Here is a 12,799-nt window from a genome sequence, read left to right as displayed (position 1 = left end):
GGTCAAGCCTCCTTCTCGGGCTGCGTGGGGATGAGGTTGGTGAGGTCGGGAATGAGATCGGCCGCCCAATCGACACCGCGCAGACGCAGCCAGGCCGCGAGGAAGCCCTCGCGACCATGCTCGGCCACGGTGCGTGCGATCAGCGATTGATCCGTCTTGGAGGAGGCGGCAGCGAACGCGAGGCCGACTTCAGAAAGCCCCAATTCGAAAAGTCGGTTGCCGCGGCGCGACTGACAGTAATAGTCCCGCTTGGGCGTCGCCCTGGCCAATATCTCGATCTGTCTGTCATTCAGACCGAAGCGGCGGTAGATCGCCGTGATCTGCGGCTCGATCGCGCGCTCGTTCGGCAGGAGCAGCCGCGTCGGACAGCTCTCGATAATGGCCGGTGCGATCCCACTGTTGTCGATGTCGCTAAGCGACTGGGTGGCGAAGATGACACTGGCGTTCTTCTTGCGCAGGGTTTTCAGCCATTCACGGAGCTGGCCCGCGAAGGCGTCGTCATCAAGGGCCAGCCAGCCTTCGTCGATGATGAGAAGCGTCGGCGAACCATCGAGACGATCGCCGATGCGGTGAAAGAGGTAGGACAGGACGGCCGGAGCTGCGCCTGTCCCGACGAGGCCTTCGATCTCGAACGCCTGGACGGATGCCGCTCCGAGATGCTCGACCTCGGCATCGAGCAACCGGCCGTAGGGACCACCGACGCAATAGGGGCGAAGCGCCTGCTTCAGATCGTTCGATTGCAACAGGACCGTCAGGCCTGTGATCGTGCGCTCTTCGGCGGGCGCGGAGGCCAGCGAGGTGAGCGCGGTCCACAGGTGTTCCTTCACCTCTGGCGTGATCGGCACGCCTTCGCGCGTAAGGATCGATGTCAGCCAATCGGCCGCCCAGGCGCGCTCCGGGATGTCATCGACGCGCGCCAGAGGTTGCAACGAAACGGAGGACTCGACGCCGTCAGTGAGGTCGCCGCCGAGGTCGTGCCAGTCTCCGCCCATGGCGAGCGCGGCCGCCCGGATCGAGCCGCCGAAATCGAAGGCGAAGACCTGGGAGCCCTCGTAGCGACGGAATTGCAACGCCATGATGGCGAGCAGAACCGACTTGCCGGCGCCGGTTGGTCCGACCACCAGCGTGTGGCCGACGTCGCCGACATGAAGCGAAAACCGGAACGGGGTGCTTCCCTCGGTCTTGCCGTAAAGCAAGGGGGGCGACCCGAAGTGCTCGTCCCGTTCCGGCCCCGCCCACACCGCTGAAAGCGGGATGATGTGGGCGAGATTGAGCGTCGAGATGGGGGGCTGGCGGACATTGGCGTAGACATGTCCCGGCAGGGAGCCCAGCCATGCATCGACGGCGTTGATGGTCTCGGCCATGCAGGTGAAATCCCGGCCCTGGATGACCTTTTCGACGAGACGCAGCTTCTCGTCGGCAATTCGGGGGTCATCGTCCCAGACGGCGACCGTGGCGGTGACATAGGCTTGGCCAGCATAGTCTGCGCCCAGTTCCTGAAGAGCGAGATCCGCATCCGCGGCCTTGTTCGCGGCGTCGGTGTCCACGAGGGCGGAAGCCTCATTGGTCATGACCTCTTTCAGGATCGCCGCGATGGACTTGCGCTTGGCGAACCATTGCCGACGAATCTTGGTCAGCAGCTTGGTCGCGTCGGTCTTGTCGAGCAGGATCGCGCGCGTCGACCAGCGGTAGGGAAAAGCCAGACGGTTGAGATCGTCGAGAATTCCGGGCGTGGTGGCAGTCGGGAATCCGACGACCGTCAGGATGCGCAGATGCGCGGTCCCCAGGCGAGGCTCGAGGCCGCCTGTCAAAGCTTGATCCGCGAGCAGCGAGTCGAGATAGATTGGGGTCTCGGGCACCCGCACCCGATGGCGCTTCGTCGAGACCGCCGAATGCAGGTAGGTCAAGGTCTCGGCGCTGTCGAGCCAGGCGCATTCGGGCATGAAGCCGTCGAGAAGCGCGATAACGCGATCGGTCCGATCGACAAAGCTGTTGAGGACCTCATGGGGGTCGAGACCGCCGCGGTCGCGTCCCTCGTAGAGCCACGCTTCCGTGCGAGCCGCATCCTCGGCCGGCGGCAGATAGGCGATGGTGAGGAAATAGCCTGAGATGTAGTGCGCGCCGGCTTCCTCGAAGTCGGCCTTGCGCTCGGCGTCGAGCAGACCAGACGCGGCATCGGGGAACAGGCTTTGAGGATAGGTCGAGGCTTCGTGACGCTGTGCTTCAACGAAGATCGCCCAGCCCGACCCAAGCCGACGGAAAGCGTTATTGAGACGGCCAGCCACCGCGACCAGCTCGGCAGCAACGGCGGAGTCCAAATCCGGCCCACGAAATCGAGCTGTGCGCTGGAAAGAGCCGTCCTTGTTGAGGACAACGCCCTCGGCGACGAGCCCGACCCAGGGCAGGAAGTCGGCCAGACGTGCGGCGGTCCGGCGATATTCAGCGAGGTTCATCATTCGGCGCGCTCCTCAGACCGCCAGATGGCCAGGGATGCGCAGGTGCCGTCGGCCGACCTCCACGAAGAGCGGATCGCGTTTGGCCGCCCACACGGCGGCGAAATGCCCGATCGCCCAGATCGCGAGCCCGACCAGCCAGAGGCGAAGGCCGAGACCCACGGCACCGGCGAGGGTGCCGTTCATGATGGCGATGGAACGAGGGGCGCCGCCGAGCAGGATATGCTCGGTCAACGCCCGGTGCACCGGAACGGTGAAGCCCGGGACCTCGGCGAGTTGTTCGAGGCCAGCCGCCATCAGACGAGCGCTCCGCCGCCGAATGAGAAGAAAGAGAGGAAGAACGAACTGGCGGCGAAGGCGATCGACAAGCCGAAGACGATCTGGATGAGGCGACGGAAGCCGCCGGACGTGTCACCGAACGCCAGGGTGAGCCCGGTGACGATGATGATGATCACGGCGATGATCTTGGCGACGGGGCCCTCGATCGATTGCAGGATGGATTGCAAAGGCGCCTCCCACGGCATGGAAGAACCGGAGGCGTGGGCGGCGGTAGAAAAGAGGATGCTGACGGATATGGTGGCTGCCGAGGTCGCAAGGACGTGGCAGCCGCGCGCGAGCGTGCGAATCATGAAGGTTCTCCTGTGCTGGGAGTCGCGGGGGTGATGCGGTAGTCGCCGTCGGGGCCGAGCCCTTCGACGCGGGCGAGATCCGCCAGTCGGCGCGCGGACCCACGGCCGGAGAGGACGGCCACGAGGTCGATCGTTTCGGCGATCAGTGCGCGCGGCACCGTGATCACCGCTTCCTGGATGAGCTGTTCGAGGCGACGCAGCGCGCCGATGCCCGAGCCGGCGTGGATGGTCCCGATTCCTCCGGGGTGGCCGGTGCCCCAAGCTTTGAGGAGGTCGAGCGCCTCGGAGCCTCGGACCTCGCCGATCGGTATGCGGTCGGGCCGAAGGCGGAGGGACGACCGGACCAGTTCCGAGAGCGTCGCCACGCCGTCTTTCGTGCGCATGGCGACGAGGTTGGGCGCGGCGCATTGCAGCTCGCGTGTGTCCTCGATGATGACCACCCGGTCGGCGGTCTTGGCGACCTCGGCCAAGAGGGCGTTGGTCAGTGTCGTCTTGCCTGTCGAGGTTCCTCCGGCGACGAGGATGTTGGCGCGGGAGGCGACAGCCTGGCGAAGGATGACCGCCTGATCGGTAGTCATGATGTTGGCGGCCACATAATCGTCGAGGCTGAAGACGGCGACGGCCGGCTTACGGATGGCGAAGGCGGGAGCGGCGACGACAGGTGGCAGGAGGCCTTCGAAGCGCTCGCCGCTGTCCGGCAGTTCGGCGGAGACGCGCGGGCTGCGTGGATGCACCTCGGCGCCGACATGGTGGGCCACGAGCCGGACGATACGTTCGCCGTCAGCGGGGGAGAGACGCTCCCCCGTGTCGGAGAGACCCTCCGACAGACGATCCACCCAAAGGCGACCATCGGGGTTCAGCATCACCTCGACGACGGCGGGGTCTTCGAGGAACCGCGTGATCGAGGGACCAAGCGCGGTGCGCAGCATGCGCGCGCCGCGAACAAATGCCTCAGGTTTGAGGTCTGTGGTGGTCATCTCAGCCCCGCTTCTTGACGGGGCGAAAAGTCGATCCCCGGATCGGGGTCGATTAAAGGAGCCTGAAATCAGGCCGATTCAACAAGTATCGGTCGTAGTAGTAGTGTGGCGTGCAAATACAGGAGAACGGCGGTTCGAGCCGATGGAACTCTACACCTGATCCTCTGCTTTGCCGCTCCCAGCTTTTGACGAATCGCCGTCGACATCTTCTGAAATCTCTTGGCGGAGCTTGGGACCCTGAGCCAGTCGCCGGCCTAGCGCCGCCACAAAGCGCTCGTAGCGCTCTCCCGCCTTGGCGCGCGCCGCCTGGGCCGCCGGTTCCGGAAGCGCCGGCGTGCTGTTGATCCAGAAGCGTATGAAGACGGCGAGCGTCTCCACCGAGATGCCGACGTCGCGTTCTATGCGGGTCATGCGGCGGTCAAGCTGATCAAGACGTCTGGCGACAATCGCCTCACGACGCTCCGCGTCGTCCGGCGACAGGAATGACGCGAGTGCCGCTTCAGCGACAAGGGATAGGGATTGTTCTCGTCGCGCCGCATAGTCCGACAGCATCGCCATGATCTCGGGGTCGAGATAGACGGAGATCTGGGTCTTTTTCTTTCGTCCGGTCACGAGATCACAACTCCATGCCGTCATTGGGATCGAGCGAAACCTGGCGCGCAACGCCATGCATGACGCGTGTCATACGTCGATTGCGGGTGGCCTCTTCTTCGAACTCGTCGGGCGGATCGATTTCGAACTCATTGTCGATCGGTGTCTTCTTCTCGACGGGTGCGACGCGGTTGAGTTCTGGTTGATGTCGCCGTTCGGAGTTCGTGGGGTCTTCATCCTCCTCCCGGTCATCAGGCGGCAACGCGCTGGCTGAATCCTCTGGAGGACCAGCCGGGATCGGTAGGCTGCTCCAATCGTCGGGACGCCCCTCGGGCGCGCGGACAAGCTCGGGCGGAGCCAGGACACGCTCCTTGAAGCGCCCGTCCTCGTAGTAACGAGCCTTCTTTGCCCTGATCGGCGGCGTGCCGGCGGCCATGACGATCTCGTCGGTCGGGGGAAGCTGCATGATCTCCCCTGGCGTCAGGAGTTGGCGCGCGGTCTCGGAACGCGACACCATCAGATGTCCGAGCCAAGGCGACAGCCGATGACCGGCATAGTTCTTCATGGCCTTCATTTCGGTGGCAGTGCCGAGCGCATCGGATACGCGTTTGGCGGTCCGCTCATCGTTCGTGGCGAAGCTCACCCGGACATGGCAGTTGTCGAGAATCGAGTTGTTCGGCCCATACGCCTTCTCGATCTGGTTCAGGGACTGAGCGATGAGGAAGCTCTTGAGCCCGTATCCCGCCATGAAAGCCAGTGCGCTCTCGAAGAAGTCGAGGCGGCCGAGCGCGGGAAACTCGTCAAGCATCAGCAGGAGGCGATGGCGGCCGGCTTTGGCTTGCAGATCTTCCGTCAGCCGCCGCCCGACCTGATTGAGGATCAGGCGGATCAACGGCTTGGTGCGGTTGATGTCCGAAGGCGGCACGACAAGGTAAAGGGTGGTTGGGCGCTTGCCGCCCACCATGTCGGTTATGCGCCAGTCGCAGCGCCGCGTGACCTGGGCGACGACGGGATCGCGATAGAGGCCGAGGAAGGACATGGCGGTCGAGAGGACCCCCGATCGTTCGTTGTCGGATTTGTTGAGCAGCTCGCGGGCGGCGCTGGCGATCACGGGGTGTGGCCCCGTTTCGCCGAGATGCGCGGTTTTCATCATGGCGGCGAGCGTCGACTCGATCGGTCGCCTGGGATCGGAGAGGAAGGCGGCGACGCCAGCCAGCGTCTTGTCGGTCTCGGCATAGAGGACGTGCAGGATGGCGCCGACCAGCAAGGCGTGACTGGTCTTTTCCCAGTGGTTGCGCTTTTCCAGCGAGCCTTCGGGATCGACCAGGATATCGGCGATGTTCTGGACATCGCGAACCTCCCATTCGCCGCGGCGGACCTCGAGCAGCGGATTGTAGGCTGACGAATTCGGATTGGTGGGATCGAACAGGAGCACGCGACCATGCCGCGCCCGGAAGCCGGCGGTGAGCTGCCAGTTCTCGCCCTTGATGTCGTGAACGATGGCCGAGCCCGGCCATGTCAGAAGTGAAGGGACGACGAGACCGACACCCTTGCCTGATCGGGTTGGCGCGAAGCACAGAACATGCTCGGGGCCGTCATGGCGCAGATACTCGCGCTCGTAGCGCCCCAGCACGACGCCATCCGGCCCGAGGAGGCCCGCGGCCTTGACCTCTCCCTTCTCGGCCCAGCGCGCCGAGCCATAGGTGGCGGCGTTCTTCGCCTCGCGTGCGCGCCAGACCGACATGCCGATCGCGACGGCGATCGCGATGAAGCCGCCGGACGCGGCGATCATCCCGCCCTTGGCGAAGATCTCCGGCGCGTAGGCGTCGTAGAAGTACCACCACCAAAAGATGGCTGGCGGATAGTAGATCGGGACGCCGGAGAGTTCGAACCACGGCGTGCCGAGTTGGGCCTGAAAGCCGAGGCTCCAGGCGACATACTGGGTGGCGCCCCAGGTGGTGATGAGGATGATGAGGAAGACGACGGTGATCTGCCCCCAGAGGATTTTTGTCGCGGACATGCAGAAGTCCTTTCGAGAATGGGGCTAGAGGCCGAGGCCTCGCTTGCGGCCGAAGCTCCAGTCGACGCCGCCGTCGCCGCGAGTGACGCCGGAGACCTGGCGGCCGAGATGTTTGTCGAGCGAGGGGGACCAGGGTACGAGCTGGAAGCCGAGGCCGTCGTCGATCATGGCGAACCGGCCCGAAGCCAGAGTCAGGCGCTGGCGATAGGCTCCGGCGACGTATTCGCCGGTCTGAGCGGCCTTGAACGGAAGACTGGTTTCGCCGGTGAGTTTGCTGGCGACCGCCTCAAGCTCCCGACGTCGCAGCGTCTCGATCAGCCTGCGGGAGAAGATCACACGCTGTCCCTGCCGCTCCGCCAGACCTTCGTTCGTCAGATGATCGGCACGGTCTGTCATCGCCTGCCGTACCTCGGCTCCAAATCCGCCATCCGATAGCGCGGCGGGCTCACGGGCGATGGCCTGCCGGTCGAGCCAGGTCGCGCCCCCGGCCGTAACCTGGGCCTGGATGTCGAGATCGGATCGAACGGCAAGCGCGACGCGGCGCTGGCCACGCGCGTCATCGAAGGCGCGCAGCTCGACGATCGAGCCGGGCGCGCTGTCTCCGGCGGCGTCGAGATCGGAAAGCCGGATGTGGTGGGTACTTCCGTCGACGCCATCGACGACGGCATAGGCTGTGCCCTTCAATTCATCGTCGAGGCCGCGCGCGATCAGGCGGCCGACAATGGGCGTGTCGAGGCTCTCGGCCGCCAGCACATAGGCGCCAGCCCCGCGCTCGATGCCGCGTTCGGTGAGCGCGCGGTGCATGCGCTTGATGATATCGCCACGCTCGCCGAGTTCGCGCAGGGTCGCCTCGGCCCTGTCATCTATCGTCCACTGCCCGGGCCCGACCTGTTGCGCGAGGCCGAGCGTCTCCAGCTTGCGAAGCCTGCCGACCTTCTGGACGCTGTAGGTGCCCGGCTGGCGATCGCGGTCCGGGGCGAGATCGATGACGCCCGTGTCACGCGCGTCGCGGGCAAGCTGCCGATCGAGCTGCGTCCAGCGTTCGGCCCCGACCTGATTGTCGAGCGCCCGCCGGATGTCGAGATCGGTGCGCGGCCCCAACTCCTGGGTAATGAGGTCGCGGGCGCGATCGCGCATCCCCTCCTTGATGTAGTCGCGTGAGATGACCAGGTCCTGGCCGTCGTCACGGACGCCCCGCACGATCAGGTGCACATGGGGATGCTCGGTGTTCCAGTGATCCACCGCGGCCCACTCGAGCCGCGTACCCAGATCCTTCTCCATCTGCCCGACCAGGTCGCGCGTGAAGGATCGCAGGTCCGACATATCCACTGCGTCGTCGGGCGACACGATGAACCGGAAGTGATGACGGTCGTCCTCGCAACGCTCGGCGAAGGCCCGGCCATCGACGTCTTCACTCCCAGGACCGAAGAGGCGAGCCTTCTCCCCGTCCCGGGTCACGCCGTCGCGGCGAAGATAATCGAGATGGGTGCCGAGGGGCGCCATGCGTCCGGAATGGCGGACGACGCGAGCCTTGATGACGGCGCCGCGCGTGCGGGCGGTGATGAAGCGATTGGCCTGGATGCTAGCGCGCTGGCCACGCCCGAAGCGGGATCGGCTCGCCGAGACCACACGGCCCGAGCGCGAGACCCCGCCGCCCGCCTTCTTGGCAGCGGCGAGCGCCTGGGCGATGAAGGGGCGCGCCGACTGCGCGCGTGTCGAGCGAATGCGCCCCGGACGAATGCGGAATTCGCGTTCATCGGCCATGATGCGGCCCCGCAATGTGCGAAAGCGCGAGGCGACCCAAAGGGTTGAGACAGGAGCGCACATTGCGCAGCACGGCGGCAACGTGCGCACAGACTCGAAAAAACCGGCAAAAACAACCGCCCGACCGACGCACAAGGTGCGCCCTTTTATCCTGCCATCGTGCGGTTGTTGTGCCTGCCTCCTGCCCTCGCGCCCTCCATGACACGCTGCAGCCCGACCCGGTGCGAATGCAAAGCCGCGCCATCATTGCGGGTCTCCGGTATCATCGCGGGCAAGAACGATGGACGCTGCCTGCGATCCTCCGTCGCCATCGGTCGCAGCCGGAAGGGACGAGCGGCTGTCGAGTGAGTGACCGCTGAATGGTGTCCCGATTGCAGAACGAGCGTCGGCGGATCGCGTGACGAACAGCGGGGCCTCGCGCCAATCGGGCGGCGGAGGTGCGGCAGCGGGCGCGCCTCTCGACGGCGCTGCGGAGCCGAGCTGAGGGGCGAGAAGAGCGACATAGGCGCGGGTCTCGGCGGGTAGCGCACGCCCCGTCGCGAGGTGCTCATCGTAGCGGCCGGGTCCTGCATTGTAGGCCGCGAGCATGGCAGGGATCGTGCCGTAGCGATCATACATCTCGCGCAGATAGGCCGTTCCCGCCAGGATGTTGTCGCGCGGGTCGTAAGGATTGCGACCGAGCCGATAGCGCACGCGAAGCCCCGTCCATGTGTCGGGCATCACCTGCATCAGTCCCATAGCTCCGGCCGAAGAGATCGCACGCACGTCGCCTGAACTTTCGGCGCGCTTGACGGCGATGATCCACGCTTCAGGAATGCCGAAGCGCTGCGAGGCTTCGGCGACATAACCGGCGTGCGGATCGACGGATGCCGTGCGCGCCGGTGGCGAGGTCTGCGCGCGAACGGGCAACGCCGCGTTCGCTGTCAGGACCAGGCCGGAAAGGAGAAGGAGGACGGCGCGCTGCATGGCGTCAGTCCTTTGCGTCGCGCTTGGACGGACGGCTCCAATGCAGGGACCAAGCCGAACCGGCATCGTCGTCACGGAAGAGATTGGCGCGGATCGGATGCCGGAAAGCGGGATCGTCTATGACAAGCGCGACGTACTCGCCGGCGCGTTCGCCGGTGCGCATCCAGCCCGCGCCGACTTCTGGACCTTCGTCACCGCCCTGGTGGACGCGGTAGTCCGGAGCGTTCTCCGTTTCGGACGGTTCGGCTGGGATAATGGCGAGATCGCAGGCCAGCGTCAGCGTGTGAATCTGCCCGGTGAAGCCGCTTGCTTCGCGAGTGAACATACCGATTTGCATGGGAAGTCTCCTGGGTTGCGGGTGAGAAAATGGAAGCAATCAGCGCATCGGTGCGCGCCAGACGAAGCGGCCGTCGCCGTCTTCATCGGTCCAGACGGGCGTCGCGCGGCCGATCACTGCGGTGTCGGCAAGCGGACCGAAGTAGCGGCCGTCGAGGCTGTCGGCGGCATCGGGATTCATGAGGAAGAGTTCGCCGTCTGCGAGCCGTCGGCAGCCCTGCCAGATTGGCAGCGCGCGGCCGAGGCGGTCGCGATCGCGCGCGTCGCCGAGCGGCACGTCATCGATGGTGATGGCCGTGCCGGTGCGACAAACGCGCTGCCCTGGCAGCGCCATGACGCGTTTCAGAAGCGGCACGTCGGGACCGATGTAGCCGCGCTGGACCATGAACCCGGCCAGCGGTTCGGGGGGCATGACGGCGACCAGATTAGTGACTTCGAGCCGACCGGAAGGCGCGATGCTGTAAAGTCCGACCGGAACGCTGGGTGTGACGTTCCAGACCAGCTTGATGGATGTTGGAGCGGCGATGGCGAGCGCTACGCCGAGCGCGGCGATGGCCGTGGCTTTGACATAGCCGGAGCGGGTCATCCTTCGATCCCCCGCCGCTTGAGCCACGCCAGATGGCGCTCGGCCGTGTATGGACGTGGCGCGTGACCGGCCTGTCCCCGATGGGCGACGTGACGCCAATGGTCCGGCGCGACGTCGCAGGCATCGACGCCGAGCGCTTCGATGGCGTCGATGTGCCGAAGCACGTCCTCGACCTTCGGCCAGCCCTCAACCTTCAGCAGGATTTCGCCGCCGGGGCGCACGAAAGGAACCGTCTGATAGGCCTCGCCCGCCACGATCGCGCGCAGAATGTCGATGCGCGAAATGATGGTGCCGTAGTCGTTGGCGGCCCAGCGGACGAAGGCGAAGACGGCGTTCGGCTGGAAGCCGACGACACGCCGACGGCGGTCGAGAATCTGTTCGTGGGCTTGGCGACCGAACCTGATCCAGTATTCGATCTTCTTCTCCACCCACGTCAGTTCGACATAGGTCATGTCGTCGTGGGGCTGTGCAGGCGGCATCGGACCGCCGCGCACGCGCGGGGCCGCGGTGCCGGTCATGAGGGGGCTCCATCGGTGGGAGGAAACTCGCGCTCGAGCAGCGTGCGCAGCATGTCGGCGACGGTGACGCCGCGCTGAAACGCGACGATCTTGATACGGCCGCGCAGATCCGCCGTGATGTCGATGGTGAGCCGCGCGGTGAAGCTGGACGCGGCGGGATCGCGGGGCGGCGTGTCGGCCGCCTTGATCCATTGCTCGGCGTCGGCGGGGCGCGTGGCGAAGCCACGTCGCGATGGGCGCTCGCTCATGTGCCTGCTCTCCCTGCGCGGAGGCGGCTGATTTCGTTCACAAGCGCCGCCACCTCGCGGGCCGCCGTCGTCGCGTCGTCCAGCTCGCAGACGAGGCGGCCGGTCTGCGCCGCCGATGCGAAGGCGATGCGCTGTCCGATGGTCGTGGCGAGCACCGGCGGATCATGATCGGCCAGCGTCTCGGCGGTCTCACGCGCCAGGACGGTGCGCGCGCCGCAACGGTTGAGAACGAAGCGCGCCAGAAGATCAGGCCGGTAGATGCGCGCTTCCGCAAGGAGCGCCAGCATTTCGGCCGACGCCCATCCGTCGAGCGGCGAAGGCTGCACCGGGATCAGGACGAGATCGGCCGCGAGCAGCGCCGAGCGCATCAGCGCGGCGACTCGGGGCGGGCCGTCGATCACGACATGATCGACATCGCGCGCCAGTTCTGGAGCCTCGCGGTGCAGCGTGTCGCGCGCCAAGCCGACGACGCCGAAGAGGCGCGGAAGGCCCTCGCGGCTGCGCTGCTGCGACCAGTCGAGCGCGGACCCTTGCGGGTCGGCGTCGATGACCGTGACGCGCTTTCCGCGACTCGCCAGTTCGCCCGCGAGGTTGAGGGCGAGCGTTGTTTTTCCCACGCCGCCCTTCTGATTGAGGAAGGCGACGATCATCGCACCCCTCCCGAGCGGCCTCGGGGCGAACGCTCACCGGTCTGGGATTGATCGCCGAAGAGCTTTGTTTGGGCGCCGTTCGGGGCTGTCACTTTGCGGCTCGAAGAGGCCGCGCTGAGGTTGCGCGCCGTCGCCCGGATGAGGTTTTCCACATCGCGCGCGCGCTCTTCAGAGTTAGATTCTTGGTTAGACTCTAAGTTAAGGGGGCGATTTCGGCTTTGATTTCGGTGCGTTAGACCCTGTTTGGGTTCCTGATAGCACGAGCCCAGGGTTCCCGATGGCACGATAGTGCGGGTTCCCGATAGCACGACCCCGTCCACAGGTTTTCCACAGGGAGGATGAGGCTCGAAGGCGAGTAGGACGCGACCGCCGATCTCCACCTCCAGAAAGAGGGCGTAGCCGGGGAGCGGCTGGCGACGGACGATATCGCGCAGCTCAAAGGCGAAGCGCTTGAACGGCGAGAGGCTGCCCGACTTCTGGTGAAGATGACGCAGATCGAAACGCCACCCGGCCCGCTGGCGGCCGCCGTGCTTGCGCACCAGGCGATAGAGCCAACGGTCGAGGCCGCCGGTCAGATCGAAATAGGCGCGGTCGATGGTCAGGACGAGCGCGTCATCGAGCACGGCCTTGTAGAACCAGTCGGGGACGATCAGTTCGATCCCGTCGGGGCGACCGTTACCGTCGGTGCGCTCCTGCCACTCATTGATCCAGGAGAAGCGATGGCGGCGTCCTTCGGCCGGTTGTCGGATCGAGGTGGAAACGGTGGTCGACTGCAGGCGGTCGAGCGCGGCCTTCAGCCGTTGGTAGTCGCGCAAGCTAGTGCCGCGGCCGACATAGGTGAGAATCTCGTAGGGAGTGGCGGCCATCAGGCGCGATGTGCGCAGCCCGGCGTCACGCGCCTCGACGATCTGGCTCGCCGCCCAGATCAGGATGTCCGCGTCCCAAATGGTCGCCATGCCATGATCGGGCACCGCTTCCACGCGGATCGCGACGTCGCCGGCGGCGAAGTCGATGGGCGCGATGCGATGGGATTTGGAAAGAGAGAAGAAGGGATAGGCCAT

The 12,799-nt window shown here is 65.8% G+C and carries 14 protein-coding genes; all 14 read right to left on the bottom strand.

Features of this window, described 5'->3' with window-relative positions:
- Positions 1–2 precede the first annotated feature (2 nt).
- The 14 genes from trbE to M8231_RS17020 all read right to left on the bottom strand — a co-directional run bounded on the left by trbE (position 3) and on the right by M8231_RS17020 (position 12,799).
- On the bottom strand, positions 3–2,456 hold the full coding sequence (gene trbE, locus M8231_RS00070) for a conjugal transfer protein TrbE (protein WP_039248279.1): 2,454 nt from the start codon (positions 2,454–2,456) through the stop codon (positions 3–5).
- A gap of 12 nt (positions 2,457–2,468) precedes the next feature.
- Entirely contained in the window at positions 2,469–2,750 is a 282-nt protein-coding gene (locus M8231_RS00065) for a VirB3 family type IV secretion system protein (protein WP_039248277.1), read from the bottom strand.
- On the bottom strand, positions 2,750–3,082 hold the full coding sequence (locus tag M8231_RS00060; protein ID WP_039248274.1) for a TrbC/VirB2 family type IV secretion system protein: 333 nt from the start codon (positions 3,080–3,082) through the stop codon (positions 2,750–2,752). Before M8231_RS00060 ends, M8231_RS00065 begins: the two co-directional genes overlap by 1 nt.
- The gene (gene trbB, locus M8231_RS00055) at positions 3,079–4,059 is read right to left on the bottom strand and encodes a P-type conjugative transfer ATPase TrbB (RefSeq protein ID WP_039248272.1); all 981 of its coding nucleotides are present in this window, start codon (positions 4,057–4,059) and stop codon (positions 3,079–3,081) included. The genes M8231_RS00060 and trbB overlap by 4 nt, the downstream gene beginning before the upstream one ends.
- A gap of 150 nt (positions 4,060–4,209) precedes the next feature.
- Positions 4,210–4,671 (bottom strand): hypothetical protein, encoded by a 462-nt coding sequence (locus tag M8231_RS00050; RefSeq protein ID WP_052247845.1) that lies wholly within the window; start codon positions 4,669–4,671, stop codon positions 4,210–4,212.
- Between the two features lie 4 nt (positions 4,672–4,675).
- Positions 4,676–6,670 carry a conjugal transfer protein TraG gene (locus tag M8231_RS00045; RefSeq protein ID WP_039248269.1) on the bottom strand — a complete coding sequence of 665 codons (1,995 nt, stop codon included), beginning with the start codon at positions 6,668–6,670 and terminating at the stop codon, positions 4,676–4,678.
- A 24-nt stretch (positions 6,671–6,694) separates the two neighbouring features.
- Positions 6,695–8,434, bottom strand: coding sequence for a relaxase/mobilization nuclease domain-containing protein (locus M8231_RS00040; protein WP_039248266.1), 1,740 nt, complete (start codon positions 8,432–8,434; stop codon positions 6,695–6,697).
- A gap of 243 nt (positions 8,435–8,677) precedes the next feature.
- Positions 8,678–9,400 (bottom strand): lytic transglycosylase domain-containing protein, encoded by a 723-nt coding sequence (locus M8231_RS00035; RefSeq protein WP_039248264.1) that lies wholly within the window; start codon positions 9,398–9,400, stop codon positions 8,678–8,680.
- Positions 9,401–9,404: 4 nt separating this feature from the next.
- Positions 9,405–9,737 carry a DUF736 domain-containing protein gene (locus M8231_RS00030; protein ID WP_039248262.1) on the bottom strand — a complete coding sequence of 111 codons (333 nt, stop codon included), beginning with the start codon at positions 9,735–9,737 and terminating at the stop codon, positions 9,405–9,407.
- Positions 9,738–9,776: 39 nt separating this feature from the next.
- The gene (locus M8231_RS00025) at positions 9,777–10,322 is read right to left on the bottom strand and encodes a S26 family signal peptidase (protein WP_039248259.1); all 546 of its coding nucleotides are present in this window, start codon (positions 10,320–10,322) and stop codon (positions 9,777–9,779) included.
- On the bottom strand, positions 10,319–10,840 hold the full coding sequence (locus M8231_RS00020; RefSeq protein ID WP_039248256.1) for a DUF2840 domain-containing protein: 522 nt from the start codon (positions 10,838–10,840) through the stop codon (positions 10,319–10,321). Before M8231_RS00020 ends, M8231_RS00025 begins: the two co-directional genes overlap by 4 nt.
- Positions 10,837–11,088 carry a hypothetical protein gene (locus M8231_RS00015; protein WP_039248255.1) on the bottom strand — a complete coding sequence of 84 codons (252 nt, stop codon included), beginning with the start codon at positions 11,086–11,088 and terminating at the stop codon, positions 10,837–10,839. The genes M8231_RS00020 and M8231_RS00015 overlap by 4 nt, the downstream gene beginning before the upstream one ends.
- A complete protein-coding gene (gene parA, locus M8231_RS00010) occupies positions 11,085–11,738 on the bottom strand; it encodes a ParA family partition ATPase (RefSeq protein ID WP_039248252.1) in 654 nt (217 codons plus the stop codon). Before parA ends, M8231_RS00015 begins: the two co-directional genes overlap by 4 nt.
- Positions 11,735–12,799: a replication initiator protein A gene (locus tag M8231_RS17020; RefSeq protein ID WP_240484732.1), complete on the bottom strand. Its 1,065-nt coding sequence runs from the start codon at positions 12,797–12,799 to the stop codon at positions 11,735–11,737. Before M8231_RS17020 ends, parA begins: the two co-directional genes overlap by 4 nt.

The organism is Brevundimonas albigilva (assembly GCF_023573565.1).
Classification (GTDB): domain Bacteria; phylum Pseudomonadota; class Alphaproteobacteria; order Caulobacterales; family Caulobacteraceae; genus Brevundimonas; species Brevundimonas albigilva.
Note: the sequence above shows the minus strand (reverse complement) of the source record. Positions and strands in the feature narration are given on the sequence as shown.

What these genes read in the sequence shown, in the direction of transcription:
- M8231_RS00065 (WP_039248277.1), bottom strand. Translation starts at nt 2,750, where the DNA reads ATGGCGGCTGGCCTCGAACAACTCGCCGAGGTCCCGGGCTTCACCGTT.
- trbB (WP_039248272.1), bottom strand. Translation starts at nt 4,059, where the DNA reads ATGACCACCACAGACCTCAAACCTGAGGCATTTGTTCGCGGCGCGCGC.
- M8231_RS00015 (WP_039248255.1), bottom strand. Translation starts at nt 11,088, where the DNA reads ATGAGCGAGCGCCCATCGCGACGTGGCTTCGCCACGCGCCCCGCCGAC.
- M8231_RS00020 (WP_039248256.1), bottom strand. Translation starts at nt 10,840, where the DNA reads ATGACCGGCACCGCGGCCCCGCGCGTGCGCGGCGGTCCGATGCCGCCT.
- parA (WP_039248252.1), bottom strand. Translation starts at nt 11,738, where the DNA reads ATGATCGTCGCCTTCCTCAATCAGAAGGGCGGCGTGGGAAAAACAACG.
- M8231_RS00045 (WP_039248269.1), bottom strand. Translation starts at nt 6,670, where the DNA reads ATGTCCGCGACAAAAATCCTCTGGGGGCAGATCACCGTCGTCTTCCTC.
- M8231_RS00035 (WP_039248264.1), bottom strand. Translation starts at nt 9,400, where the DNA reads ATGCAGCGCGCCGTCCTCCTTCTCCTTTCCGGCCTGGTCCTGACAGCG.
- M8231_RS00030 (WP_039248262.1), bottom strand. Translation starts at nt 9,737, where the DNA reads ATGCAAATCGGTATGTTCACTCGCGAAGCAAGCGGCTTCACCGGGCAG.
- M8231_RS00040 (WP_039248266.1), bottom strand. Translation starts at nt 8,434, where the DNA reads ATGGCCGATGAACGCGAATTCCGCATTCGTCCGGGGCGCATTCGCTCG.
- M8231_RS00060 (WP_039248274.1), bottom strand. Translation starts at nt 3,082, where the DNA reads ATGATTCGCACGCTCGCGCGCGGCTGCCACGTCCTTGCGACCTCGGCA.
- trbE (WP_039248279.1), bottom strand. Translation starts at nt 2,456, where the DNA reads ATGATGAACCTCGCTGAATATCGCCGGACCGCCGCACGTCTGGCCGAC.
- M8231_RS17020 (WP_240484732.1), bottom strand. Translation starts at nt 12,799, where the DNA reads ATGGCCTATCCCTTCTTCTCTCTTTCCAAATCCCATCGCATCGCGCCC.
- M8231_RS00025 (WP_039248259.1), bottom strand. Translation starts at nt 10,322, where the DNA reads ATGACCCGCTCCGGCTATGTCAAAGCCACGGCCATCGCCGCGCTCGGC.